At 71.6% G+C, this 25,590-nt stretch carries 24 protein-coding genes and 1 tRNA gene; 7 read left to right on the top strand and 18 right to left on the bottom strand.

What is annotated here, in order from left to right:
* Positions 1-19 precede the first annotated feature (19 nt).
* Positions 20-93, bottom strand: a tRNA-Pro gene (locus ISU07_RS18410).
* 99 nt (positions 94-192) lie between these two features.
* Between ISU07_RS18410 and ISU07_RS18405 the strand changes: the two genes are divergently transcribed.
* The 6 genes from ISU07_RS18405 to ISU07_RS18380 all read left to right on the top strand — a co-directional run bounded on the left by ISU07_RS18405 (position 193) and on the right by ISU07_RS18380 (position 5,443).
* Complete coding sequence (locus ISU07_RS18405; RefSeq protein ID WP_194708298.1) at positions 193-1,911, top strand: DEAD/DEAH box helicase; 1,719 nt, start codon at positions 193-195, stop codon at positions 1,909-1,911.
* Between the two features lie 69 nt (positions 1,912-1,980).
* A complete protein-coding gene (locus ISU07_RS18400; protein WP_194708297.1) occupies positions 1,981-2,208 on the top strand; it encodes a hypothetical protein in 228 nt (75 codons plus the stop codon).
* Positions 2,201-3,955, top strand: coding sequence for a fumarate reductase (quinol) flavoprotein subunit (frdA, locus tag ISU07_RS18395; RefSeq protein WP_194708296.1), 1,755 nt, complete (start codon positions 2,201-2,203; stop codon positions 3,953-3,955). Before ISU07_RS18400 ends, frdA begins: the two co-directional genes overlap by 8 nt.
* Positions 3,956-3,957: 2 nt before the next feature.
* Positions 3,958-4,704 carry a succinate dehydrogenase/fumarate reductase iron-sulfur subunit gene (locus tag ISU07_RS18390; RefSeq protein ID WP_194708295.1) on the top strand — a complete coding sequence of 249 codons (747 nt, stop codon included), beginning with the start codon at positions 3,958-3,960 and terminating at the stop codon, positions 4,702-4,704.
* Positions 4,701-5,105, top strand: a complete 405-nt coding sequence (locus ISU07_RS18385; protein WP_194708294.1) for a fumarate reductase subunit C — start codon at positions 4,701-4,703, stop codon at positions 5,103-5,105. Before ISU07_RS18390 ends, ISU07_RS18385 begins: the two co-directional genes overlap by 4 nt.
* Positions 5,102-5,443: a fumarate reductase subunit D gene (locus tag ISU07_RS18380; protein ID WP_194708293.1), complete on the top strand. Its 342-nt coding sequence runs from the start codon at positions 5,102-5,104 to the stop codon at positions 5,441-5,443. The genes ISU07_RS18385 and ISU07_RS18380 overlap by 4 nt, the downstream gene beginning before the upstream one ends.
* A gap of 10 nt (positions 5,444-5,453) precedes the next feature.
* Here ISU07_RS18380 and ISU07_RS18375 read toward each other — a convergent pair whose 3' ends face one another.
* The 16 genes from ISU07_RS18375 to ISU07_RS18300 all read right to left on the bottom strand — a co-directional run bounded on the left by ISU07_RS18375 (position 5,454) and on the right by ISU07_RS18300 (position 22,737).
* A complete protein-coding gene (locus tag ISU07_RS18375) occupies positions 5,454-6,449 on the bottom strand; it encodes a hypothetical protein (RefSeq protein WP_194708292.1) in 996 nt (331 codons plus the stop codon).
* Between the two features lie 9 nt (positions 6,450-6,458).
* Positions 6,459-7,787: a ribosome biogenesis GTPase Der gene (gene der, locus ISU07_RS18370; protein ID WP_194708291.1), complete on the bottom strand. Its 1,329-nt coding sequence runs from the start codon at positions 7,785-7,787 to the stop codon at positions 6,459-6,461.
* Positions 7,784-8,374 (bottom strand): lysophospholipid acyltransferase family protein, encoded by a 591-nt coding sequence (locus ISU07_RS18365; protein ID WP_194708290.1) that lies wholly within the window; start codon positions 8,372-8,374, stop codon positions 7,784-7,786. The genes der and ISU07_RS18365 overlap by 4 nt, the downstream gene beginning before the upstream one ends.
* Complete coding sequence (gene cmk / locus ISU07_RS18360) at positions 8,371-9,039, bottom strand: (d)CMP kinase (protein ID WP_194708289.1); 669 nt, start codon at positions 9,037-9,039, stop codon at positions 8,371-8,373. The genes ISU07_RS18365 and cmk overlap by 4 nt, the downstream gene beginning before the upstream one ends.
* A gap of 10 nt (positions 9,040-9,049) precedes the next feature.
* The gene (locus ISU07_RS18355; protein WP_194708288.1) at positions 9,050-10,129 is read right to left on the bottom strand and encodes a prephenate dehydrogenase; all 1,080 of its coding nucleotides are present in this window, start codon (positions 10,127-10,129) and stop codon (positions 9,050-9,052) included.
* Positions 10,122-10,520, bottom strand: coding sequence for a chorismate mutase (gene aroH / locus ISU07_RS18350; protein ID WP_194708287.1), 399 nt, complete (start codon positions 10,518-10,520; stop codon positions 10,122-10,124). The genes ISU07_RS18355 and aroH overlap by 8 nt, the downstream gene beginning before the upstream one ends.
* 274 nt (positions 10,521-10,794) lie before the next feature.
* Positions 10,795-11,562 (bottom strand): pseudouridine synthase, encoded by a 768-nt coding sequence (locus tag ISU07_RS18345; RefSeq protein ID WP_194708286.1) that lies wholly within the window; start codon positions 11,560-11,562, stop codon positions 10,795-10,797.
* Positions 11,563-11,569: 7 nt separating this feature from the next.
* Positions 11,570-12,172: an SMC-Scp complex subunit ScpB gene (gene scpB, locus ISU07_RS18340; RefSeq protein WP_194708285.1), complete on the bottom strand. Its 603-nt coding sequence runs from the start codon at positions 12,170-12,172 to the stop codon at positions 11,570-11,572.
* Positions 12,165-13,037 carry a segregation and condensation protein A gene (locus ISU07_RS18335; RefSeq protein WP_194708284.1) on the bottom strand — a complete coding sequence of 291 codons (873 nt, stop codon included), beginning with the start codon at positions 13,035-13,037 and terminating at the stop codon, positions 12,165-12,167. Before ISU07_RS18335 ends, scpB begins: the two co-directional genes overlap by 8 nt.
* Positions 13,038-13,041: 4 nt before the next feature.
* Positions 13,042-13,389 carry a hypothetical protein gene (locus tag ISU07_RS18330; RefSeq protein ID WP_323742698.1) on the bottom strand — a complete coding sequence of 116 codons (348 nt, stop codon included), beginning with the start codon at positions 13,387-13,389 and terminating at the stop codon, positions 13,042-13,044.
* Complete coding sequence (locus tag ISU07_RS18325; RefSeq protein WP_194708380.1) at positions 13,386-14,213, bottom strand: ParA family protein; 828 nt, start codon at positions 14,211-14,213, stop codon at positions 13,386-13,388. The genes ISU07_RS18330 and ISU07_RS18325 overlap by 4 nt, the downstream gene beginning before the upstream one ends.
* Before the next feature lie 672 nt (positions 14,214-14,885).
* On the bottom strand, positions 14,886-15,425 hold the full coding sequence (locus tag ISU07_RS18320) for a GTP-binding protein (RefSeq protein ID WP_456093964.1): 540 nt from the start codon (positions 15,423-15,425) through the stop codon (positions 14,886-14,888).
* 37 nt (positions 15,426-15,462) lie between these two features.
* Positions 15,463-15,849, bottom strand: a complete 387-nt coding sequence (locus ISU07_RS18315; RefSeq protein ID WP_194708282.1) for a DUF742 domain-containing protein — start codon at positions 15,847-15,849, stop codon at positions 15,463-15,465.
* A 13-nt stretch (positions 15,850-15,862) separates the two neighbouring features.
* Positions 15,863-16,297, bottom strand: coding sequence for a roadblock/LC7 domain-containing protein (locus tag ISU07_RS18310; protein WP_194708281.1), 435 nt, complete (start codon positions 16,295-16,297; stop codon positions 15,863-15,865).
* Complete coding sequence (locus tag ISU07_RS18305) at positions 16,294-19,911, bottom strand: sensor histidine kinase (RefSeq protein ID WP_194708280.1); 3,618 nt, start codon at positions 19,909-19,911, stop codon at positions 16,294-16,296. The genes ISU07_RS18310 and ISU07_RS18305 overlap by 4 nt, the downstream gene beginning before the upstream one ends.
* Positions 19,912-20,076: 165 nt before the next feature.
* Positions 20,077-22,737: a DEAD/DEAH box helicase gene (locus ISU07_RS18300; protein ID WP_194708279.1), complete on the bottom strand. Its 2,661-nt coding sequence runs from the start codon at positions 22,735-22,737 to the stop codon at positions 20,077-20,079.
* 157 nt (positions 22,738-22,894) lie between these two features.
* Here ISU07_RS18300 and ISU07_RS18295 point away from each other — a divergent pair, with 157 nt between their 5' ends.
* Positions 22,895-24,547, top strand: coding sequence for a long-chain fatty acid--CoA ligase (locus ISU07_RS18295; protein ID WP_194708278.1), 1,653 nt, complete (start codon positions 22,895-22,897; stop codon positions 24,545-24,547).
* Positions 24,548-24,664: 117 nt separating this feature from the next.
* Here the strand turns inward: ISU07_RS18295 and xerD are convergent, their stop codons facing one another.
* On the bottom strand, positions 24,665-25,585 hold the full coding sequence (xerD, locus tag ISU07_RS18290; protein WP_194708277.1) for a site-specific tyrosine recombinase XerD: 921 nt from the start codon (positions 25,583-25,585) through the stop codon (positions 24,665-24,667).
* Positions 25,586-25,590: the final 5 nt, after the last annotated feature.

The following is a 25,590-nucleotide window of genomic DNA, read 5'->3' as shown; positions in this document are numbered from 1 at the left end:
AGACGCTGCCGTCCGATTGTCGGGCTGACAGGATTTGAACCTGCGACCCCTTGACCCCCAGTCAAGTGCGCTACCAAACTGCGCCACAGCCCGATGCCCACCAGCATCGCTGGCGGGCCTGGTGAACCCTACCGGACCGGTTCGGGGCTCCCGGAATCGGCACGGGCCGCCGGACGGCCCTACGGTGAGGGCATGACCGACGGTTCCGAGGCGGCCGAGGTCGAGGTCACGTTCGCCGACCTCGGACTCGACGCGCGCGTGCTCCAGGCGGTGCAGGACGTCGGGTACGAGACGCCGTCGCCCATCCAGGCCGCCACCATCCCCACGCTCCTCGAGGGCCGCGACGTGGTCGGGCTCGCGCAGACCGGCACCGGCAAGACCGCGGCGTTCGCGCTGCCGATCCTGTCCCGGCTCGACCTGAAGCAGAAGACGCCGCAGGCCCTGGTGCTGGCGCCGACCCGCGAGCTCGCACTCCAGGTGTGCGAGGCGTTCGAGCGGTACGCCACGCACGTCCCGGGTGTGCACGTGCTTCCCGTGTACGGCGGGCAGGGGTACGGCGTGCAGCTGAGCGCGCTGCGCCGCGGCGTGCACGTCGTGGTCGGCACGCCCGGCCGGATCATGGACCACCTCGCCCGCGGCACCCTGGACCTGAGCGAGCTCCGGTTCCTGGTGCTCGACGAGGCCGACGAGATGCTCAACATGGGCTTCGCCGAGGACGTCGAGACGATCCTGGCCGACACCCCTGTCGAGAAGAACGTCGCGCTGTTCTCGGCGACGATGCCGCCGCAGATCCGGCGGATCTCCAAGAAGTACCTGCGCGACCCGGTCGAGATCACGGTCAAGAACAAGACGGCGACGTCGGCGAACATCACCCAGCGCTACCTCATGGTGTCCTACCCGCAGAAGGTCGACGCACTGACGCGCATCCTGGAGGTCGAGAACTTCGAGGGGATGATCGTCTTCGTCCGCACCAAGAACGAGACCGAGACGCTGGCGGAGAAGCTGCGGGCCCGCGGTTTCTCCGCGACGGCCATCAACGGGGACATCGTCCAGGCCCAGCGCGAGCGGACCATCGGCGAGCTGCGGGACGGCAAGCTCGACATCCTCGTCGCCACCGACGTCGCCGCACGCGGCCTCGACGTCGACCGCATCAGCCACGTCGTCAACTACGACATCCCCACCGACCCCGAGTCCTACGTGCACCGCACCGGCCGTACGGGGCGCGCGGGGCGCAGCGGCGACGCCATCTCCTTCGTCACCCCGCGCGAACGGCACCTGCTCCGCTCGATCGAGCGCACGACCCGGCAGCCGCTCACCCAGATGGACCTGCCGAGCGTGGACGACGTCAACACCACGCGGCTCGCGCGCTTCGACGGCGCGATCACCGAGGCGCTGTCCAGTGAGCGGGTCGAGTTCTTCCGCGACGTGGTCTCCCACTACGTCCGCGAGCACAACGTCCCCGAGGTCGACGTGGCCGCGGCGCTGGCCGTCGTGCTCCAGGGTGACACTCCCCTGCTGCTCGAGCCGGAGCCGCAGCGGCCCGCACGGGGCGAGCGACCGCAACGGGCCGAGCGGGCAGACCGCACCGGCGAGCGGCCGGAGCCACGGACCTCCCGCCGGTACGACGAGGCGCCGCTGGCGACGTACCGCATCGCCGTCGGCAAGCGTCACAAGGTCGAGCCGCGCCAGATCGTCGGCGCACTCGCCAACGAGGGTGGCCTGAACCGCCGCGACTTCGGGCACATCAGCATCCGGCCGGACTTCTCGCTCGTGGAGCTGCCCGCCGAGCTGCCGCCGGGCACCGAGGAGCGACTGGCCGGCACGCGCATCTCCGGAAAGCTCATCGCGCTGCAGCGCGACAGCGGACCGCCCTCGGCGGCGCGGACGAAGAAGCCGCGCCACAAGGGCTGACGTCCCTCTTCCCAAGGACGCCGCCCGAGGAGCAGTCTGGACCGGTCGCCCCGTCAAGGGAGGAAGTCCATGACGTCAACCGTCAGCCGCTTCGAGGCCCGGCTCGCTCCCTGTGGCGCCACCCGCGACGGCGAGTCCTTCGTCAGCGAGGACCAGCAGGGCCTCGTGACCGAGGAGCTGCTCTTCGCGTGCGGCTGCCGCATCGCGAAGGAGGAGTTCCACGACGGGAGCGTCCACCGCATGGTGGTGAGCCATCAGGGAAAGGTGCTCACCGACGAGGAGCTGCGGGGTGAGTGAGGGCGCGACCACCGCCGCCCACGACGTACTCCTGGTGGGCGGCGGCGCAGCCGGACTCCGTGCGGCCATCGCGATCGCGGAGACCCGTCCCGACCTCGACGTGGCCGTCGTGTCCAAGGTCTACCCGATGCGCAGCCACACGGTGTCCGCCGAGGGCGGCGCGGCCGGCGTGATGGCCGACGACGACAGCATCGAGGAGCACATCTACGACACCATCTCGGGCAGCGACTGGTTGGGCGACCAGGACGCCATCGAGGCGTTCGTGAACGAGGCACCCCGCGAGCTGCTGCAGCTCGAGCACTGGGGCTGCCCGTGGAGCCGCCAGGACGACGGGCGCATCGCGGTGCGGGCCTTCGGCGGCATGAAGAAGATGCGCACCTGGTTCGCCGCCGACAAGACCGGGTTCCACATGCTGCACGCCCTGTTCCAGACCTCGCTCAAGTACCGCGCCGTCAAGCGGTACGACGAGTCGTTCGTGACGCGGCTCCTGGTCGACGAGGGCCGGGTCTACGGCGTCGTCTCCGTCGAGCTGGCCACCGGCCGGATCCGGGCGATCACCGCCAAGGCCGTCGTGCTCGCGACGGGCGGCTGCGGCAAGGTCTTCCCCTTCACGACCAACGCCAACATCAACACCGGCGACGGCATGGCGCTCGCCTACCGGGCGGGTGCGCCGCTCAAGGACATGGAGTTCGTCCAGTACCACCCGACCGGCCTGCCGTTCACCGGGATCCTGATCACGGAGGCCACGCGCGCCGAGGGCGGCTGGCTGCTCAACAAGGACGGCTACCGCTACCTGCAGGACTACGACCTCGGGACGCCCACGGACAAGCCGACGCTGCGCAGCATGGAGCTGGGCCCCCGTGATCGGCTGTCCCAGGCCTTCGTGCACGAGGTCGAGAAGGGGCGGACGACCGACTCGCCGTGGGGCCCGATCGTGCACCTCGACCTGCGTCACCTCGGCGCCAAGCTCATCGACACCAAGCTGCCGATGGTGCGCGAGCTCTGCCTCCAGTACGAACGGATCGACCCGGTCACCGACCTCATCCCCGTGCGACCGGTCGTCCACTACATGATGGGCGGGGTCCACACCGACATCGACGGGAGGGCCGGCCTGGACGGCCTGTACGCCGCCGGCGAGACGGCCTGCGTCAGCATCAACGGCGCCAACCGCCTGGGCTCCAACTCGCTCCCCGAGTGTCTGGTCTTCGGGGCCCGCGCGGGGCGAGCCGCCGCCGAGGACGCCGCCGCCGCTCCCGCGCCGCCCGCGGCCATCGCCGCCCAGGTGTCCGACGAGACGCGTCGCCTGGAGCACCTGCTCGCCCGCGACACCCCGCTCGACGACGGCGTGGCCAGGATCCGTGAGGAGCTGCAGACCACGATGGAGGACGCGGCCGGCATCTACCGGACCGGTCCGTCGCTGGAGAAGGGTGCCGACACGTTCCAGGCGCTCAGGGAGCGGGTGGGCGCCGTCGGGGTCCGGGACACCAGCCCGTCCTTCAACACCGAGCTGGTGGCCGCCCTCGAGCTCGAGAACCTCATCGACATCGGCGAGTGCATCCTGCGTTCCGGCCTGGCGCGTGAGGAGTCGCGCGGCGCGCACCAGCGCACCGACTTCCCCAAGCGCGACGACGAGCGGTTCCTCGTCCACCACACGGTCCGGCGCGACCACGACGGGAACCCGAGCGTCGACCGGCTGCCGGTGACCATCACCCGTTGGCCACCCGGCGAGCGGACCTACGGAAGGTAGAGATGGACGACTCGATCGCCATGCAGGTGACTCGCTACCGGCCCGACAAGAACAGCCAGCCGGTGCCGGTGGACTACGAGGTGCCGCTGCGCACGGAGTGGACCGTCCTCGACGGGCTCAACCACATCAAGGCCGAGCAGGACGAGACGCTGTCGTTCCGCTGGTCGTGCCGGATGGGGATCTGCGGCAGCTGCGGGATGAACGTCAACGGCGAGCCCCGGCTGACCTGCGCCACCTTCCTCTCCGACTACGCGCCCGGCCCGGTGCGCGTGGAGCCGCTGGCGAACTTCCCCGTCGTCAAGGACCTGATCGTCGACATCACCGACTTCATGGAGAAGCTGCCGCGGGTCAAGCCCTGGATCATCCGCGACGACGACGTCACCGAGATCGACGGCGAGTACATCCAGACGCCGGAGGAGCTCGAGGCCTACCAGCAGTTCAGCATGTGCATCAACTGCATGCTCTGCTACGCCGCGTGCCCGGTCTACGGCCTCGACCCCGACTTCGTCGGTCCGGCCGCGATCGCCCTGGCCGAGCGGTACGACCTGGACTCGCGGGACCGCGGCTCCCGCGAGCGGCTCGACGTGCTGATCGAGAAGGAAGGCGTGTGGGGCTGCACCTTCGTCGGGGAGTGCACGAGCGTGTGTCCCAAGCACGTCGACCCCGCGGGTGCGATCCAGCGCTACAAGCTCAAGGCCGCCCAGGAGAGCGTGAAGGCCTTCCTGCTCCCGAAGGCGCTCAGGCGATGAGCGCTCCCGTCACCCGCGTCCCGTCGTACCAGCGCCGGATCGGCGTCTTCTGGTGGGTGCACAAGCGGTCGTACTTCCTGTTCGTCATGCGCGAGCTGAGCAGCATCTTCGTCGCCTGGTTCGTGGTGTACCTGCTGATGTTCGTCGCCGCGGTGGCCGGCGGTCAGCAGCGGTACGACGAGTTCCTCGACCGTGCCACCAGCCCGCTGCTGCTGGTCGTGAACGCCGTGGGGCTCGCCTTCCTGGTGCTGCACACGGTCACCTGGTTCGCACTGACTCCGAAGGCGATGGTGCTGCGCCTGGGTGGGCGGCGGGTGCCTGGCACGGCGATGCTCGCGGCGCAGTACGTCGCGCTCGCCGTGGTCTCGGCCTTCATCTACTGGCTGGTGGTCAAGGCATGAAGTTCCGGGTGCTGCCGTTCGTGTGGCTGACCTTCAGCGGCGGCGGGGTGGTCGCCGCGGTGTTCCTGCCGGTCCTCGTGGTGCTGCTCGCGTTCGCCCTGCCGCTCGGCTGGGTGGACCCGAGCCACGCGCACCTCGAAGGTCTCGTCCAGTCCTGGTTCACGCGGATCGCCCTTTTCGCGCTGATCGTGCCGATGCTCGTCCACGCCGCGCACCGGTTCCGCTACACCGTCTACGACGGCCTGCAGGTCAAGCACAAGGTCCTCGTCGCGCTCGCCTGCTACGGAGGTGCCATGGTCCTCGCGATGGCGGCGTTCCTCGTGCTCACCACCGTGTAGCCGGACGGTCCTACCCGACCTCCCCGGAGTCCGGGTCGACCATCAGCGACGAGGTGTCGACGGCCTCGAACGCCGAGGCCGGGATCCGCTTGAGGTCCTCGACGAACGCCGAGGGCCAGTTCTTGTTCTGCTCGCCCTGGAAGTACCACGGCGACCCGTTGTCGGCGAGCACCAGGCCGTACTTCTTCATGGCCCGCAGCACGACCTTCGCCTTCGCCGAGAAACCCGTCAGCGGGAACGACGCCGCCAGCCGGAACCGCGCACCCATCGGCGGGTAGGCCTTCGACGACGTCGAGCCGGCGTCGTGGCGGGCGGGCCACAGGTGCCAGCTGCTCGTCGTGTCGGTCGTGAAGCGGATGGCGTGGTCGACGTTGCCGTTCTTGACCTCCTTCCAGCGCAGCAGGCCCGGCAGGATCGGCAGGCCGGCCGCGTCCGCGGAGGTCCACGAGTCGGGACGCAGGGCGTTCGAGGTCAGCTTCCAGACCGCGCCGGAGCCGGCGGTCCAGGTCGAGCCGGAGACGCGCGTGTTCCAGGTCTCGTAGAGCGTGCACGTCGAGCGGTCGACCACGATCGCGTGCATGTCGCCGCCGGAGTTGCGCCCGCCCTCGATGCGGGTGTCGTCGCCGAGCGGGTAGCGCACCTTGTCGCTCTCCGAGGCGTAGTCGAAGCGCACCTTCACCTTCGGGTGCGAGCCGTCGACGACGGTGACCGGGATGCCGTAGTTGGGGCCGTCGCCGTACGACGGCCCGAAGTCCGGGTGCAGGTCCCGGTCGGTCGACATGTGCGAGAGCCACTGGGCCGAGCGCGCATGCACGGGCAGGTGCGACACGTCGGCGTGCCACCAGTTGTCGGCCGGGAAGTCCGGGCAGTGGCCCACGCTGGTCGAGTCCCCGTTGGTCGAGGAGGGCGCCCTGGCGCCCGTCGCGAGACCAACCGCAGACGACGGGACCGCCGTGAGTAGCACGAACGCCAGCAGGACGCGGGTCGATCTCTGGGGGGCGCGCATCCCGTGAAGTTACCGCTTGCGCTTCTCCCGCGGACGCTGGTTGATCAGGATCGGCGTGCCGACGAAGCCGAACTGCTCGCGCAGCCGGCGCTCGATGTACCGCTCGTACGACGCGTCCAGCTTACCGCTGGTGAACAGGACGAACGTCGGCGGCGCGACCGACGACTGGGTGCCGAACAGGATCTTCGGCTGCTTGCCGCCGCGCACGGGGTGCGGGTGCTCGGAGACCAGCCGGCCGAGGAAGGTGTTGAGCGCGCCGGTCGGGATGCGCGTCTCCCAGCCCTCCAGGGCCTTGTCGAGGGCCGGCACCAGCCGGTCGACGTGCCAGCCGGTGCGCGCGGTCACGTTGATCCGCGGCGCCCACTGCACCTGCACCAGGTCGCGCTCGATCTCACGGTCGAGGTAGTAGCGGCGCTCCTCGTCGACGAGGTCCCACTTGTTGAAGGTGATCACCAGGGCCCGCCCGGCGTCCCGGATGGTCTGGATGATCCGCATGTCCTGCTCGGAGATCGACTGGCTGCCGTCGAGCACGAGGACGGCGACCTCCGCACGGTCGATCGCGGTCGACGTACGGAGGGAGGCGTAGTACTCGTGCCCCGACGCCTCCTTGACCCGCTTGCGGATGCCGGCGGTGTCGATGAACCGCCAGGTGCGCCCGTCGAGCTCGACCAGCTCGTCGACCGGGTCGACGGTGGTGCCGGCGACGTTGTCGACGACCGACCGCTCCTCCCCCGCGAGCTTGTTGAGCAGCGAGGACTTGCCGACGTTCGGCTTGCCCACGATGGCGATCCGGCGCGGCCCGGCCTCCTGCTCGAAGGTGTCCTCCGGCGCCTCGGGCAGCGCCTCGAGCACCGCGTCGAGCAGGTCGCCCGAACCGCGGCCGTGCAGCGCCGAGACGACGTGCGGCTCGCCGAGCCCGAGGTTCCACAGACCGAACGCCTCGGCCTCGGCGCGGGCGTCGTCGACCTTGTTGGCGGCCAGCACGACCGGCTTCCCCGCGCGGCGCAGCACGCGGACGACGGCCTCGTCGGCGTCGGTGATGCCGATGGTCGCGTCCACCACGAACAGCACCGCGTCGGCCAGGGTGACCGCGATCTCCGCCTGGGCCCGGATCCGCTCGGCGATCCCCTTGGCGTCCGGGTCCCAGCCGCCGGTGTCCACGACGGTGAACGTGCGGCCGTTCCAGACCGCGTCGTAGGAGATGCGGTCGCGGGTCACGCCCGGGACGTCCTCCACGACCGCCTCGCGGCGGCCGATGATGCGGTTGACGAGCGTGGACTTGCCGACGTTCGGGCGGCCGACGACGGCCAGGACCGGCCCCATCGAGATCTCGGTCATGACGTACCTCCGGCTGGTGGGACCGGCCCGGGCAGCTGCCGGCCGGTCAGGGAACGGGCCGCGTCGAGAGCGACCAGCATGTGCACGCGCAGGTCGAGCGCGGTGGCCTCGACCTGCTTCTTGGTCCGCGGCCAGGCGAGGGCCGCGGTGCGGTAGGGCGTGCCGTAGACCAGGTCGAGCCGCCCGCGGCGTGGCTGGTGGGCACCCAGGAACGTCAGTGGCACGACGGGCGCGCCGGAGACGAGGGCGAGGTACGCCGCGCCGCGCTGGTGCTCGGGGTACAGGCCGAGGACATGGCCGTCGGCGAGGACGCGCAGGCAGGTCTTCATCACCCCAGGGGCGGCAGAACCGTCGTCGGGCCCCACCGCGAGGACCGGGCGCGGCCCGAACAGTGCCACGAGCGGTCGGTCGTCGAGCTCGGCGTTGTTGGCCAGCACGATGACCGGGCCGTCGACGGGGACGTTGGCGGCGCCGTGCTCGCGTACCTCGACCCGGCGGCGTACGACGAACCGGCCGAACCAGCGACGGGGGTGGAGCTGCCACGTGGGCGGGTGCGGCACCCCCGAGATGTCGGGGAGCGCAGTCACGAAACGGTCTCCCGCGCTTCCACCAGGGAGACGACGAGGTCGATGACCTCGTCGAGGGTGTACGCCGTCCCGTCGATGTGCACGGCACCCTCGGCCATCACGAGCGGCGACGCGGCGCGGCTGGAGTCGATGCGGTCGCGGGCCAGGAGCGAGTCGCGGGTGGCCTCGACGTCGCGCGCGCCCGCTTCGGCGGCGCGGCGCTCCGCACGTGCGGCGGCGTCGGCGGTGAGGTAGACCTTCACGTCGGCGTCCGGGGCGACGACCGAGCCGATGTCGCGGCCCTCGACGACGATGCCGCCGTCCCCGATCGCCTCGCGCTGGAGCTCCACGAGGCGCGCGCGCACCTCGGGCACCGCGCTGACCGGGGAGACCGCGGCGTTGACCTCGTCGGATCGGATGGCCAGACCCACGTCGATGCCGTCGACCATGATCGTCGGGCCGAGCGGGTCGGTGCCGGACAGGATCTCGGGGCCGTCGACGCGGGCGGCGACGGCCGCGGCATCGTGGACGTCGACACCCTGGCGCAGCAGCCACCAGGTCATGGCGCGGTACATCGCGCCGGTGTCCAGGTACCTCAGCCCGAGACGGGCCGCGACCCCCCGCGACGTACTGGACTTGCCGGAGCCGGAGGGGCCGTCGATGGCGATGACCGGGCTCCTGCTCACCGGGCGAAGCCTACCGGTGGGTCACCCAACCCCGGGATTCGAGAGACGTCAGCAGGTGCTCCTCCATGTCGGGTGCGACGAGGAGCTCGACGAGTCCGGTGGGCCGTCCGGGGTCGTGGTCGATGCGGACGTCCTCGATGTTCACGCCGCTCGCCCCCGCGTCCGCGAACAGGCGCGCCAGCTCCCCGGGGTGGTCGGGCACGGACACGAACACCGACGCGGTCTGCCGGGCCGGGCCGCCGTGCTTGCCGGGGATGGCCGTCGTACCCGCGACGCCCTGCTCGAGGATCGCGGTCAGCTCCTTGCGCTTGCCCTTCGAGACCGCGGCGATCAGCTCGTCGAGCTGGTCACGTACCTCGCCCAGCAGGTGCACCACGGCCGGAGCGTTGCCGGTGACGATCTGCTGCCAGAGGTCAGGGTCGCCGGCCGCGACGCGCGTGACGTCGCGGACGCCCTGGCCGGAGAGCGCGAGGTGGCCGGGCGGCGCGTCCACGAGGCGGCCGGCGACCAGGCTGGCGAGGAGGTGCGGGAGGTGGGAGGTACGGGCGACCGCGCGGTCGTGCTCGTCGGGGCTCATCCGCACCGGTGTCGCGCCCGTCATCCGCACCAGCTCCAGCACCAGCTCGACGGCGTCGGCGGAGGAGTCCTGGTGCGGGGTGACGGCCCACGGCCGCCCGTCGAACAGCGCCGCGCTGGCCGCCAGCGGCCCGGAGCGCTCGCTGCCCGCCATCGGGTGCCCCCCGACGTACCGCGCCAGTCCTTGGCTCCCCCGTGCTCGCAGCTGTTCGAGCGGGCCGGTCTTGATGCTCCCGACATCGGTGACGACGGCCTGGGGGTGGTGGGTGAGCGCCCAGCGCAGCGTCTCGCCGATGACGTCGGGAGGTACGGCGACGACGACCAGCTGCGGCGGCGGCGCGATGTCCGGCGCGATCTGGCCCGCGCCGAGCCCGAGGGCCGTGCGCAGGTGCTCCGAGGACGTGTCGCGCAGCCAGACCGGGACGCCGAGCTTGGTGAGGGTGAGGCCGAGGGACGTGCCGAGCAGGCCGGCGCCGACCACCAGCACCGGGCCCTGGAGCCGCCCCTCAGCCACCGGTCTTCTCCTCGTCGGGGACCTCGCGGGTGCGGGTCAGGTCCTTGCGCAGGGCAGCCGCCCCGTGCAGGTAGACGTGGGTGACGTCGGCGCGCGGCAGGTCGGACTCGACGTGCGCCATCATCCGGACGACGCGCGGCATCGAGCCGGCGATCTCGAGCTCGCGGGCACACAGGAGCGGTACGTCGCCGAAGCCGAGCCGGCGGGCGGCGTACGCCGGGAACTCCGCCACCAGGTCCGACGTCGCGGTGAAGATGACCGAGATGAAGTCGTCGACGACGAGCCCGTTGGACGCCATGACGTCGAGGACCATCTCGGCGACCCGCTCCAGCATGTGGTCGCGGTCGTCGACCTCGAGCTGCGTGGCTCCGCGCACCGCTCGGACGGCCACCGGCGCACACTCCTCCCCACGACCACGAGGGGACGGTCGCTGGGGAAACGGTATCTGCCGTCCTCGTCGCCGCGCTCGGGAACCCGGAGCGTGGGCAGCCGGTGGGCGGTGGGTGAGTGTCGGTCTGGGCCGGTCGGCGGTGCGTGAGTGTCGGTTTCGGCGGGTGGGCGGTGCGTGAGTGTCGGTTTCGGGAACGCAGACCGACACTCACGCACCGCTCCCTGGCGTGACCGAGCGGGCAAGAGGTTTTCGGGATAGTCCGACGACGACGACCTCAGAGCGACGCGGAGTCGAGCAGGGTGCCGAGCTCGTCGCGGGTCAGGGCGCGCAGCTCGCCGGTACCGAGGCCGGTGAGGGCCACGGGGCCGATGGCGGTCCGGGTCAGCCGGCGTACCGGGTGGCCGACGTGGTCCAGCAGCCGCCGGACGATCCGGTTGCGGCCCTCGTGGATGACCAGCTCCACGATCGACCGCTCCCCCTGCACCGAGACCAGCCGCGCCGACGACACCGTGACCGGGCCGTCGTCGAGGGTGACCCCGTCGGTCAGCTGCCGGAGGGTGCCGCGTGTGACCCGGCCGTCGACCTCGGCGACGTACGTCTTGTCCACCTCGTACGACGGGTGGGCCAGGCGCTGGGCGAAGTCGCCGTCGTTGGTGAGCAGGATCAGCCCGTCGGTGTCGGTGTCCAGCCGGCCGACGTGGAAGAGCCGCTCGGGCCGGTCGGCGACCAGGTCCTGCAACGTCCGGCGGCCCTCGGGGTCCGACATCGTCGAGACCACGCCCCGCGGCTTGTTGAGCGCGAGGTAGACCTTCTCCGAGACCGGCGGCAGCCGCTTCCCGTCCACCCGGATCACCGCGGTCCGCGGGTCGACCTTGGTGCCGAGCCGGGTGACCACCTCGCCGTCCACGACGACCGAGCCGGCGAGCATCAGCTCCTCGCACTTGCGTCGCGAGGCGACGCCGGACTGGGCCAGCAGCTTCTGCAGCCGGATCAGGCCCTCGTCGTCGGTCTCGAAGGCCGTCGGACTGTCGGGGCCGCTCACCCGGCCATCATGCCGTGGCCGACTCCTCCATCAGCGAATCGGAGAGCTCGTCCACCAGGTCGTCCATCTCGGGGAGGTACGGCGCCAGCTCGGGCAGCTCGTCGAGCGAGGTCACGCCGATGCGCTCCAGGAAGTACCCGGTCGTCCGGTACAGGTGCGCGCCCGACGCGTGGTCGTGCCCGGCCTCCTCGACCAGGCCGCGGGTGACCAGCGTGCGCATCACGCCGTCGACGTTGACGCCGCGGATGGCCGAGACCCTGGCCCGGGACACGGGCTGCTTGTAGGCGACCACGGCCAGCGTCTCCAGGGCGGCCTGGGTGAGCCGCGCCTGCTGGCCGTCGAGGACGAAGCCCTCGACCACGGCCGCGTGCTCGTCGCGCGTGTAGTAGCGCCAGCCGCCGGCCACGTTGCGCAGCTCGAAGCCGCGGCCCTGCTCGTCGTACTCGGCCGCGAGCTGTCCCAGCGCCTCGGTGACGGCGTCGACGGGGTGCCCGACCGCGCTGGCCAGGGTCATCGGGTCCAGCGGCTGGTCGGCGATCATCAGCAGCGCCTCCAGCGACGGCTTCAGGTCGCCGACGGCCACCTCGAGGCGGTCCTGCTCGTCACTCATCGGTGGATGTCTCCTCGGGTACGTCGGGTGGCGGCTCGGGCGCGCCCTCGAACTCGTCGATGTGCAGGTCCTCGGTGTCCGTCGACTCGCCGGTCCACCGGACGGTCAGCTCGCCGAGCGGGGTGACCTGGTCGAAGGCGACCGCGCCCTCGCGGAACAGCTCCAGCAGCGCCAGGAACCGCGCCACGGTCGTCAGGGTGTCGGGCGAGTCGCCGCACAGTGCCCGGAAGGTCATCGTGCCGGTGCGCCGCAGCCGGTCCACCACGATGGCAGCCTGCTCGCGCACCGAGACCCGCGCGGCGTGGATGTGCTGCAGCGACAGCTCGGGCACCGGCTTCGGCTCGAGGGCCCTGGCGGCCAGCGCCGCGAACTGGTCGAGCCCGATGCCGATGAGCACCTCGGGCAGCAGCGTGGCGAACCGGTCCTCCAGGCCGACCGCCCGCGGGTGCCGGCGCGACTCCCCCGCCAGCCGCTTCTCCAGCACGCCGGCCACCTGCTTGAAGGCCTTGTACTGGAGCAGCCGCGCGAACAGCAGGTCCCGTGCCTCGAGCAGCGCGAGGTCCTCCTCGTCCTCGACGTCGCCCTGCGGCAGCAGCCGCGCGGCCTTGAGGTCGAGCAGCGTCGCCGCGACGAGCAGGAACGACGTCGTCTGCTCCAGGTCCCAGACGGGGCCGCCCGCCTTGACGTGGGCGATGAACTCGTCGGTCACCCGGGACAGCGACACCTCGGTGATGTCGAGCTTGTGCTTGGCGATCAGGCTCAGCAGCAGGTCGAACGGCCCCTCGAAGTTGTCCAGCGACACCTCGAACGCCGGAGCCGCCGTCTCGCCTGCCCCGGCCTCGACAGGCTCCACGAGAGCGGTCACGCGGCTATCGCTCCGTCAGGCGCTGCACGAGCATGCTGTCGAGGCCGTTCTCCTCGAGGTCGGCCAGCACCATCGCGACCGCCTCACGCACGATCCGGCCGCGGTCGACCGCGAGGCCGTGGTCGCGGCGCAGCGCCAGCCGGGCGTGCTCGAGGTCGAGCAGCTCGTCGGCCGAGACGTAGACCGTGATCTTCTCGTCGTGCCGGACCCGGCCGCTCGGCCGGCGCCGGGCACCTGGGTCCCCATCGGCGTCGGGCGCATCGGGGACGACCCGGACGTGCGCCTCCTCGGCCAGCTCCTCGGTGGTCGGATCGGTCGGCCGGAACAGGTCGTCCGCGGCCGGCAGGCTCACGCGTCGTGGCGAGGTTCGGGCCACCGAACGAGCACCTCCTTGGCGAGCTGCCGGTAGGCCTCGGCACCCGTGGAGGCCGAGGCGTACGACGTGATCGGCTCGCCGGCGACCGTCGAGTCGGAGAACTTCACGGTGCGGCGGATGACGGTGTGGAAGACCCGCTCGCCCCAGGCCTGGACCAGCCGGTCCATCACCTCGCGGCTGTGCAGGGTCCGTCCGTCGAACATGGTGCCGAGGACCCCGTCGATCTCCAGGCGGGGGTTCAGCCGCTCGCGGACCTTGTCGATCGTGGTCTTGAGCAGCGCGACGCCCCGCAGGGCGAAGTACTCGCACTCCAGCGGCACGATCACGCCGTGGGAGGCCGTCAGCGCGTTCACGGTGAGCAGGCCGAGCGACGGCTGGCAGTCGATGAGGATGACGTCGTACTTCTCCAGCGCCGGCGCCAGCACCCGCTGCAGGGTCTGCTCCCGGGCCACCTCGTGGACCAGCTGCACCTCCGCGGCGGACAGATCGATGTTCGACGGCAGCAGGTCCATCCCCGCGACGTTGGTGGGCACGACGACCTCGTCGAGCCGCACGTCCTTCTCCATCAGGAGGTTGTAGACGGTGAGCTCCATCTCGTGCGGGTTCAGACCCAGACCGACCGACAGCGAGCCCTGCGGGTCGAAGTCGACCAGCAGCACCTTCCGGCCGTACTCCGCCAGCGCCGCGCCCAGGTTGATCGTCGTCGTGGTCTTGCCGACGCCGCCCTTCTGGTTGGTCATCGACACCACGCGCGCCGGGCCGTGCTTCGTCAGCGGCTGCGGCTCCGGGAAGACCGGCATCGGCCGGCCGGTCGGGCCGATCTCGACCGGCGCGGCGGCCTCGACGGGCTCCTCCTCGAGGACCACAGCAGCGGCGGCGGCGGCCTCTTCTTCGCGGCGGGCGCGCTCGAACTGCTCCACCAGCGACTCGGTGGCCGGGTCGAGCTCGGTACGCGCGGGCGCGGCCTGCTCCTCCGGCGGCACAGGACGCTGGAAGGGCAGCGGGTCGGGCACGCTCTCGGACACAGGTCCTCCTGAGGGCATCGGGGGTATGGCCGGCGGCATCTCCGGAGCGCTGCTCCCCGACTGCTCTGCTCGGGGGTACCAGCCCCCAGGACCGCCTGCACTCACTCTGCGCTCCTCCTCCGGCCAGGGGTCAGCGACGCGCCGAGGACCCCGGAGATTTGTCGACACACCGACTTGTGCGTCGTACGACGGGCGCGACTCTAGGAGTGCCGGCGAGGCCCCACAACACGATCCGGGGTTACCCCCAGGGGCAGTCTGAATCTGTTGAGAGGCTGTGCAGAGAGCCCCGGTCAGGTGCACAGGTAGCGCGCCCCTGTGGAGGACGCGTGTGGACAACGCTCACCACCGGGTCCGCGGACAGGCGAGCTCCGCCGCCCATAGAACAGGGTCGGTCACGCCGGGGATGCGGTCCGGCGTGACCGACCCGTTCCGGTCGGTGGTGCGGCGTCAGCGGGCCGAGACGGCCTGCCGGGTGAGCGTCTCCAGGGCGAACTCGGTGACCCGCACCAGCGCCGCCTTGGCGGACTGCCGGTCGCGGGCGTCCACGGTCATGATCGGCACCTCGTGGGGCAGGGCGAGCGCCTCGCGGATCTCCTCCACGGGATACTTCTGGGTGCCCTCGAACTCGTTGACGCACACGATGAACGGGATGCCCTTGGCCTCGAAGTAGTCCAGCGGCGAGAACGCCTCGTTGAGGCGCTGGGTGTCGACCAGCACGATGGCGCCGATGGCGCCGCGGCACAGGTCGTCCCACATGAACCAGAACCGGCGCTGCCCGGGGGTGCCGAACAGGTAGAGCACCAGGTCCTCGGCCAGCGTGATGCGGCCGAAGTCCATCGCGACCGTCGTGGTCGCCTTGGTGGGGACGGCGTCGAGGTCGTCGACGCCTTCCGACTCGTTGGTGACGAGGGCCTCGGTGCGCAGCGGCTTGATCTCCGATACCGAACCCACCAGGGTCGTCTTGCCGACTCCGAAACCACCGGCCACGACGATCTTCGTCGAGGCTGTGGCGCGGCCGCCGGCGCTAGAACGCGCGAAGTCCACGGAGGGTCCTTTCGATCAGATCCAGTCGCTCGTCGTGCGACGAGCTGTCGTTCAAGGTGGCCTGTACCCCCACGTGGCCCTGCTCCACGAGGTCGCCCAGCAGCACGCGGACGACGCCGATCGGCATCTTCACGGCCGCCGAGACCTCCGCGACCGACTTGTTGTCGCAGACCTCGACGATGCGACCCTGCAGGTCGCTCCCCCACTCCCGCTCACGAGCGGACGGCTGCAGCCGCAGTGTCGCCTCCATCGGGAGCTCCACGGTGCTCTTCGTCCGCCCGGCCGTGATGGTGTACGGCCGGACGATGCGAGCCGCGGGCTCCTCGTCGGAGTACCGGCCCCACGGGTCCGGTTCGGTCAGGGACATGGCGTTGTGCCTCTCAGACGCCTGTGAGGTTCCGGGCCTGGGCCTGGATCATCCGGCCGACGCGCTCGACCAGAAGGGCCATCTCGTAGCCCACCTGCCCGATGTCAGCGCTGTCCTGGGTCAGCACGGCCAGGTGCGAGCCGTCGCCGACGCTCATCAGCAGCAGGAAGCCGCGCTCCATCTCGATGACGGTCTGCATGACCGAACCGCCCTCGAAGAGGCGGGCGGCGCCGACCGCGAGGCTGGCCAGCCCGGACGCCACGGCGGCGACCTGCTCGGCACGCTCACCGGGAAGGCGGGCGCTGGCGGCCATCAAGAGGCCGTCGGCCGACACCAGCACCGCGTGGGCGGCGCCGGGGGCGTCGTCGACGAACTTGGTGACCACCCAGTCGAGCTCGCGCTCGTCGTCGTTGGGCACGGGGGCTCCGAACCGGAGGCTCTCGGTCATGCGGGATCCACTTCCTGTGTGGTTGGGTTCGGCAGCGTCTCGCTGGTGGCCGCGGTACGGCGGCCGCGCGAGACACCGGCGGCGTGCGCCGCCAGGCGGGCCCGGATGGCTTCCGGGTCCCTCACGGTGTGCGTGGGCTGGGCGGACAGGCCACCGGGGATGAGCCGGTTGCCCGGGCGCCGCATGGGCAGTCCGGTCTCGGTACGACGCGTCGGCGGCGTGGCCTCGACACGGTCGGCGGCGTCCCAGCCGGCGTCGACCTCGGAGTCGGCCCACGGCCGCTCCCCGGTGTCGGCGGACAGCCAGTTGGACCGCAGGGACCGGAAGATCGGCGTCTCGTCGTCCTCCATCGAGGCCGGCGTCGGGGCGCCGCGGTCCAGGCCGGCGCCGTTGGCCAACCCCTGCGCGAGCAGCCCGGCCAGGGCGTTGCCCTCGTCGGGGACGGTGACGTGGCCGTTGCCGTTGCCGTTCCCATGGGCGCTGGCGAACTCGGCGACCTCCGGCGACTCGAACGGCACCGTCGGGTTCAGCGGCAGCGTCGCCAGCACCGGCGCGAGCTCGTCCTCGACGGGCTCGTCGGCGACGGGCTCGTCCGTCACGGGCTCCTCGGCCACCGGCTCCTCGACAACCTCGGCGGCCGGCTCCTCCACCGGCTCCTCGGCGGGCGCGTCGATGGGCTCCACCTCGGCGACCTGCTCGGTCTCGACGGGCTCCTCGACGGGCTCCTCGACGACCTCCTCGACGACCTCGGCCACCTGCTCCTCGACGGGCTCGTCCTCGGCCACCGGCTCGTCGACGGGCTCCTCGACGGGCACCTCGGCGACCTCAGCCACCTGCTCCTCGACGGGCTCCTCGACGGGCTCCTCGACGGGCTCCTCGACAGGCTCCTCGACAGGCTCCTCGACAGGGTCGGACGGGCCGAGGGCGATCGGCGCGCGCACCTCCTCCTCGTGCGCGTCGTCGCCCACCACGGTGAGCGTCGGCACCTCGGACCCGTCCGTCACAGCCGCGTGCTCGTCCTCGGCCAGCACCGCGTCGACGACGTCGTCGCCGTCCACGTGCATCTCGGCGACCGGCGACTCGATGGCGGGCACCTCGGCGTCCGGCTCGACCCGGTCGAAGAAGCCGCCGCCCATCGACTGCGGGGACCCCGCGCTGCCGGCGCCGGAGGCGCCGGGACGGCGCTGCGGCAGGCCGTAGGCGTTGATGGCCGCGGTGATCGGGTCGTACTCCTCGGGCTCCGGCTCGGGCTCCGGGGGCACGTCCGCGGTGGCCGGCTCGCCGAACGCGTAGACCTCGGCAGGCTCGCGGTCCTCGACGTCGGCGTACGACGGAGCGGCACCCAGCTCGATGACCTGCGCCCCACCGGTGGAACCGGCCTCGAGGCGCGCGGTGTCGCTGAGCACGCTGGTCGGCAGGAAGACCGTGGCCGTGATGCCCATCCGGTCGTTCTGGTCCAGGGAGACCTGGAGGCCGTGCCGCAGCGCGAGGCGGCTGACCACGAACAGGCCCATGCGACGTGCGGTGTCGGGCGTGACCTCGCCACCGGAGCGCAGCTTCTCGTTGAGCTCGCCGAGCGCGTCGTCGGCGATGCCCAGGCCGGCGTCGGTGACCTGCACGATCACGCCGCCACGGGTGAACGACGACGTCACGAGGACCGTCGAGCTCGGCGGGGAGTACGACAGGGCGTTGTCGACCAGCTCGGCGAGCAGGTGGACGACGTCCGCGGCGGCCTCGCCGGTGACCCGCTGCGCGGGCGCGGCGTCGAGCTGCACCCGGCGGTAGTCCTGGACACCCGCGATGGCGGCCTGGAGCACGTCGGTGAGCGACAGGTCCTCCTGCTCGGTCGCGCGGGTGGGCGCGCCCGACAGGATGACCAGGCTCTCCGCGTTGCGGCGCATCCGCGCGGCGAGGTGGTCGAGCCGGAAGAGGCTCTCCAGGCGCTGCGGGTCCTCCTCGTCGCTCTCCAGCGTCTCGATCAGGCCGAGCTGCTGGTTGATCAGCGAGGTGTTGCGGCGCGACAGGGTGACGAACATGTCGCCGACCTGGGTACGGAGGGCGGCCTCACCGGAGGCCAGCAGGACCGCCTGGCGGTGCAGGTCGTCCACGGCCCGGGCCAGCTGGCCGGTCTCCTCGTGCGTGGTGACGCCGATCGGCTCGATCTCACCCGGGTCCTCACCGGACCGGATGCGGCGGACCGCCTCGGGCAGCCGCTCGTGGGCGACCTCGAGGGCGCCGGCGCGCACGCGGCGGATGGGGTTCAGCAGCAGGCGGGAGACCATCAGGGCCAGGATCAGCGCGGCCAGCAGGGCCAGGCCGATGATGAGCGAGTCGACCCAGGTGAGGACCTTGGCGTTGCGGGTCTGGCTGGCCAGGTTCTTGTCGATCTGCGTCAGCAGGTCGTCGATGAGGACGTCGTACGCCTCGTAGCCGGTGTCGGTGACCTTCATGTTGCCGCCACGGGCGTTCACCAGCCGCTGGGCGTTGGCCTGGCGGATCGCGAGCACGCGGGAGTCGGTCTGGCCGAGGGAGATCGCGAGCCGGTCGATGGAGGCGAGCTCGACACCGAACTCGGAGTACAGCTCGACCGGGTTGGGCGGCGTCGTCTTGGCGTTGGCGACCTGGATCGCCTGGAGCGACAGCGAGAGCCGGCCGTCCAGGGCCTGGGCGAGCACCAGCAGCGACGGCTCGGGGTCGATCTGGTCGTCGACGATGGTGGAGATGACCTGGGTGACTCCGCGCTCGAGCTGGCGGACCTGCGAGGTCATCGAGGTGAGGCTGACGTAGGCCATGCCGTTGCGCATCTGCTCGCTGAGCGAGATCACGTCGTTGACCTGCCGCAGCTGGGTCGGCGTCAGCGCGGCCGCGTCGCGGGCCTCGACGAGCTTGGTGCCCGCGTCCACGACCTCCTTCTGGGCGGCGTCCAGCTTGTCGTTGTTGATGCCGTTGGCCCGGGCCACGACGGCGGCCCGCTCGGCGGCGGCGAGGTACTCGACCGCGGGGCCGAGGACCTTCACCTGCGAGGCGGTGGCGGCGTAGTTGTCGGCCTGCGCCATCTCGGTGCGCACGCGCAGGCCGCCGAAGACGGCGGCGAGCAGGAAGGGCACGGTGAGGACGAGGGCGACCTTGCGGCGCAGCGACCACTCGGAGACGTTCAGCGGCGAGGGCTTCTCGCCCGGCGCCCACACGTGCTTGTCGACCTTCGGCGACGGCCCGCCCGGCTTGCCCGAGCCGATCGTCACCTCGTCCGCGGCGCCCTTGGCGCCCCGCAGCAGCGCGAAGCGCCGGCCGCCCTGGCCCTGCTCCGGCGTACCCGCGCCGGACTTCTGGGCCGTGCGCTCGGCGCGCGCCCCGTCCTTCTGGGCCTGCTTCTGGGCCTGCTTCTGGGCCTGCTTGAGCTTCTTGGCCTGGTCGCGGCGGTCCCGCTCGGCGGCCTTGGCCGCCTTGCTGTCCCGCTTGCCCGAGGGAGCCGCGGTGCCGGCGGCCGACAGCACCGAGCGCTGCGCGTTCTGGCCGACCTGGCCGAACGACGTCTGGCCGCTCTTCTGGCTCTTCTGCACGACCTTCTGGGCAGCCTTGGGGGAGGCCGCATCGGTGCGACGCTTGGAGAACATCTGGCCCCCGGGGGTCTCAGGGCAAAGCTTCGGACAGCCACCGGAGGGGCCGGTGGCGACGGCACCTGGTATGGACCGTCGCTTTACGCTAGGGACTCGGGTGGCGTCCTGTTCACAGATCCGCGGAACTGACTCCAACGGGTGGTCTGAACTGGCCCCTTCGGGCTACCCGCCGGTTCGCCCATCGGACAGGCAGCGCAGTGCCGTCGCCGCCATCACCAGCTCGCCGGCGGCGTCCGTGGCGTCGAGGTCCACGGTCGCCTCGATCACCCAGTCGCGGTCGCCGGCGGGGTCGGCCAGCGTCTGACGTACCTTCCGCACCCGGGACGAGGTACCCTCCTCGGCGCCCGCCGGCTCACCTTTCCCGGGAGCGCCCAGCCAGAAGTACGACGGGCCGCGGGCGTCCGCGTCGGTCGCGATCGTGTCGTGCTGGGCGTAGTACTCCTCGAGCGCCTGGTCCCAGCGGCTGCGGGTCATCACCACCTCGCGCGCGGGCTCGACCGCGTCGGCCGCCGCACGCTCGAGTCGCATCAGCGCGTCGAGGTCGTCGCGCGCACAGGCCGCGACGCGGGCGAACATGGCGTTGCGCACCATCACCTCGAGCACCCGCTCCTGGGCCGACAGCGGGCGCGGTGGGGGCAGCGGCTCGTCGCCCGCGAACAGGCGGTGGGCCAGGGCGTCGTCCGGGTGGCTGAGCGCCTCCCACTCGTCGATGAGCGAGGAGTCGGTCTGCCGGATCGTCTCCCCCAGCCAGTCCACGATCGTCTCCAGCTCGGGGGTGCGGTGCACGTCGGGGACGGTCTGCCGGATGGTGCGGTAGGCGTCGCTGAGGTACCGCAGCACCAGCCCCTCGGAGCGGGCCAGCTCGTAGCGGCGGACGAAGTCGGTGAACCCCATCGCCTGCTCCCACATCTCGCGGAGCACGGACTTGGGGCCGAGGGCGTCCTCGGGGAGCCACGGGTGGGACTGGCGGTACATCGCGTACGTCGCCTCGAGCAGCTCGGCCAGCGGCTGCGGCCAGGTGACCTCCTCGAGGAGCGCCATCCGCTCCTCGTACTCAATCCCGTCGGCCTTCATCTCCGCGATCGCCTCGCCACGCGCCGCGTGCTGCTGGGCGAAGAGGATCTGACGCGGCGCCTCGAGGACCGACTCGACGACGCTGACGACGTCGAGGGTGTACGTCGGGGACTCCGGGTCGAGGACGTCGAACGCGGCCAGGGCGAAGTGCGCCAGCGGCTGGTTGAGGGCGAAGTCCTCGGGCAGGTCGACGGTCAGGACGTAGCGCCGGCCGTGCTGGTCCGGCTCGTCGAGCCGCGTGACGGTGCCCGAGCGCACCAGGGACCGGGTCAGCCGGAGCGCCCGCCGCGCGTGCCGGAGCTGCTGGCGGCGTGGCTCGTGGTTGTCCATCAGCAGCCGGCGCATCACCGGGAACGCGTCCTCGGGCCGGGACAGGACGTTGACCAGCATCGCGTTGTCGACCTTCATCCGCGAGGCCAGTCGCTCGGGCTCCCCCGCGACCAGCTTGTCGAAGGTCTGCTCGGTCCACACCACGGTGCCCTCGGGCGGCTTCTTCAGCTGCGCCTTGGAGCTCTTCTTGGCCTTCTGGTGCTCCCGGAGTGCGGCGTTCTTGGCGTCCGCCTTCGCCTTGGCCTTGGCGTTCTCGATGACGTGCTCGGGCGCCTGGACGACGACGTACCCGGACGTGTCGTACCCTGCCCGTCCGGCCCGCCCGGCGATCTGCAGGAACTCCCGCGTCCGCAGCACCCGCTGCCGGTTGCCGTCGAACTTGGCGAGCCCGGTGAAGAGCACCGTGCGGATCGGCACGTTGATGCCGACGCCGAGCGTGTCGGTGCCGCAGATGACGGTGAGCAGCCCGGCCTGCGCCAGGGTCTCCACCAGGCGCCGGTACTTCGGCAGCATCCCCGCGTGGTGCACCCCGATGCCGGCCTTCACCAGCTTCTGCAGGGTCTGCCCGAACCCCCGCCCGAACCGGAACGCCCCGATCTTGTCGGTGATCGCGTCCTTGCGCTCGCGGCCGGACCTCCCGTGCTGGTCGAGCTTGTCCAGGCCCCCACCCAGCAACCGGGTGGCGTGCTCGACCGCGGCCGCCTGCGTGAAGTGCACGACGTACGCCGGTGCCTGCCCGCTCGACACCAGCTCGGCCACGGTGTCGTCGAGCGACTCGAGCGACCAGCTGAAGCTCAGCGGCACCGGCCGCTCCGCGTCGGCGACGACCGCGGTCTCCAGGCCGGTACGCCGGGTGAGGTCGGCCGCGATCTCCGACATGTCGCCGAGGGTCGCCGACATCAGCAGGAACTGCGCCTGGGGCAGCTCCAGGAGCGGCACCTGCCAGGCCCAGCCGCGGTCGGGCTCGCCGTAGTAGTGGAACTCGTCCATCACGACCAGCCCGACGTCGGCGCGGGATCCTTCGCGCAGCGCGATGTTCGCCAGCACCTCGGCGGTGCAGGCGATGATCGGTGCGCCCGGGTTCACCGAGGCGTCGCCGGTCAGCATGCCGACGTCGTCGGCGCCGAACGCCTCGCAGAGCGCGAAGAACTTCTCGCTCACCAGCGCCTTGATCGGTGCGGTGTAGAAGGAGACGCGGTCGGTGGCCAGCGCGGCCAGGTGCGCGCCGGTCGCGACCAGCGACTTGCCCGACCCCGTCGGCGTCGCCAGCACCACGTGGTGACCCGAGAGCAGCTCGAGCAGCGCCTCGTCCTGGTGCGGGTAGAACGTCAGCCCCTGCTCCCCCGCCCACTCGGCGAGCGTGAGGTACAGGGTGTCGGCGTCGTGCTCCTCCGGGACGGTGAGGCGGGGCACGGGCATCGGGCCATTGTGTCCGGAGGCCCGCGCCGCTGGTCGAGGAGGTTGCCCTGGCAACCGTCACGAGACCCGGCGAGAGGCACGCCTCCGTCTCGCCGGGTCTCGTGACAGGACTTCGTCCTTCCTCGACCAGCGGCGCGGCGCGAGGCATGCTCGACGCATGAAGAGCACCATGCAGGACGCCCCGCTCAACATCTCCCGCCTGCTCGCCCACGCGGCCCGCGTGCACCCCGACGCCGAGGTCGTCACCGCCACCCCGGACGGCGTCCGGCGGCGTACGTTCGCCGAGGTCACCGAGCGGGCCGCCCGCCTGGCCGGCGCGCTGCGTGCGTGCGGCGTCGACGGCGACCAGCGGGTCGGCACGTTCATGTGGAACAACGCCGAGCACCTCGAGGTCTACCTCGCCGCGCCGTCGATGGGTGCCGTGCTGCACACGCTGAACATCCGGCTGTTCCCGGACCAGGTCACCTACGTCGCCAACCACGCCGAGGACAAGGTCGTCGTCGTGGACGCCAGCCTGCTGGCGCCGTTCACCCAGCTGCTGCCGACGTTCGAGACCGTCACCCACGTGCTCGTCGCCGGGCCCGAGGCCGCCGACGCGGACCTGTCCGAGCTCGAGGCCACGGGCCGGACGATCCTGAGGTACGAGGAGGCGCTGGCCGGTGCCGAGCCGGTCACCGAGTGGCCGCAGATCGTGGAGACCGACGCCGCGGCCATGTGCTACACGTCCGGCACCACCGGCAACCCCAAGGGCGTCGCGTACAGCCACCGCTCCATGTACCTGCACTCGATGGCCGTCGCGATGGGCGACGCGATGGGGCTGACGCCGTACGACCGGATCCTGCCGATCGTGCCGATGTTCCACGCCAACGCGTGGGGGCTGCCGTACGCCGCCATCATGGTCGGCGCCTCCCTCGTGATGCCCGACCGCTGGCTCCAGCCCGAGCCGCTGACCCGGCTGATCGCGTCCGAGCGCGTGTCCGTCTCCGGCGCCGTGCCGACAATCTGGAACGACATCCTCACCTACGCCGACGCGAACCCCGCCGACCTCTCGTCGATCCGGCTGGTGCCGTGCGGCGGCTCGGCGGTCCCGCTGGGCCTCCAGCAGGCGCTCGCGCAGCGCCACGGGGTGCAGATCCGCCAGGCATGGGGCATGACGGAGACGAGCCCGGTCGCGACCTGCGCCATGCCGCCGGTCGGCGTGGACCCCGAGAGCGAGGAGGGCTGGCGCTACCGCGCCTCGCAGGGCCGCCCGCTCGCCGGCGTGACCGCCCGCATCGTCGGCGACTCCGGCGAGGAGCTGCCGCGCGACGGCGTGGCCGTCGGCGAGGTCGAGGTGCAGGGTCCGTGGGTCACCGGTTCCTACTACAAGGACGACGATGCTGAGTCACAGGCGAAGTTCCGCGACGGCTGGCTGCGCACCGGCGACGTCGGCACGCTCGACCGCCAGGGGTACATCACGCTGACCGACCGCGCCAAGGACGTCATCAAGTCCGGCGGCGAGTGGATCTCGTCGGTCGACCTCGAGAACCACCTCATGTCCCACCCCGACGTCCTCGAGGCCGCCGTCGTGGCCATCCCCGACGAGAAGTGGGACGAGCGCCCGCTGGCCACCGTCGTCCTGCGCGAGGGCGCCACCGCCGACCTCGACTCCCTGCGCGACCACCTCGCCCAGAAGTTCGCCAAGTGGCAGCTCCCCGACGCCTGGGCCTTCATCGAGGCCGTCCCGCGCACCTCCGTCGGCAAGTTCGACAAGAAGGTCATCCGCAAGGAGTTCGCCGACGGCGCCCTCGACGTCAAGCGCCTCGACTGACGGCCGAGTTGGGCTGGGGTGCCAGTTTCAGCGCGATCGCGCGGAAATGGCAACGTCTGCCGCCCGAGATCTGCCATTTCCGCGCGATCGCGTGATTTCCGGCACCACAGACCCCACCTACCGTGCCCGAGGATGCGCCGTCGCGAACACCTCGCGCAGGTTGTCCACGGTGACGAGCGTGTAGACCTGGGTCGTGGTGACCGACGCGTGGCCGAGAAGCTCCTGGACGACGCGGACGTCGGCGCCGCCGTCGAGGAGGTGGGTGGCGAAGGAGTGGCGCAGGGTGTGCGGCGAGACGTCGGTGGTGACGCCGGCGCGCTCGGCGGCTCGCACCAGCACCGTCCAGGCGCTCTGCCGCGAGAGCCGGCCCCCACGCGCGTTGAGGAAGAGGGCGGGGGTGCCACGACCGGCCGCGACCAGGGTCGGCCGCGACGCGGTCAGGTAGTCGGCGACCGCGGCCGAGGCGTACGACCCGACCGGCACGATCCGCTCCTTGCCGCCCTTGCCCCGCAGCAGCACGGTCCGGTCGACGGTGTCGAGGTCGTCGACGTCGAGCCCGACGGCCTCGGAGATGCGCGCACCCGTCCCGTACAGCACCTCCAGCAGCGCCCGGTCCCGCATCGCCAGCGCCGTACCCGCCGAACCCGCGGCCGACAGGATCGCCTCCACGTCCGCCAGCGGCAGCGCCTTGGGGAGCCGCTTCGCCGGCGACGGGGGCTTGACCCCGGCAGCCGGGTCGGCGGCAGCGAGCCCGTCGGCCACCGCGAACTTGTGGAACCCGCGTACGGCGACCACCGTGCGCGCCGCAGAGGTCGAGCCCAGCGGCGGGTGGTCCGCGTCACCCTCGCGCAGCGCCACCAGGAAGTCGGTGACCGTCGCCTCGGTCACCTCGTCGAGCGACGAGATGTCCAGCGACCCGAGGTACCCGACGTACCGACGCAGGTCACGCCGGTACGACGTCAGGGTGTTGGCCGCCAGCCCGCGCTCGACCGTCAGGTGGTCGAGGTAGGTCCTGACGGCCGGCCCCGGCTCAGCCAAGCGCG

The sequence above is a fragment of the Nocardioides islandensis genome (genome assembly GCF_015352455.1).
GTDB classification, from domain to species: Bacteria; Actinomycetota; Actinomycetes; order Propionibacteriales; family Nocardioidaceae; genus Nocardioides; species Nocardioides islandensis.
Note: the sequence above shows the minus strand (reverse complement) of the source record. Positions and strands in the feature narration are given on the sequence as shown.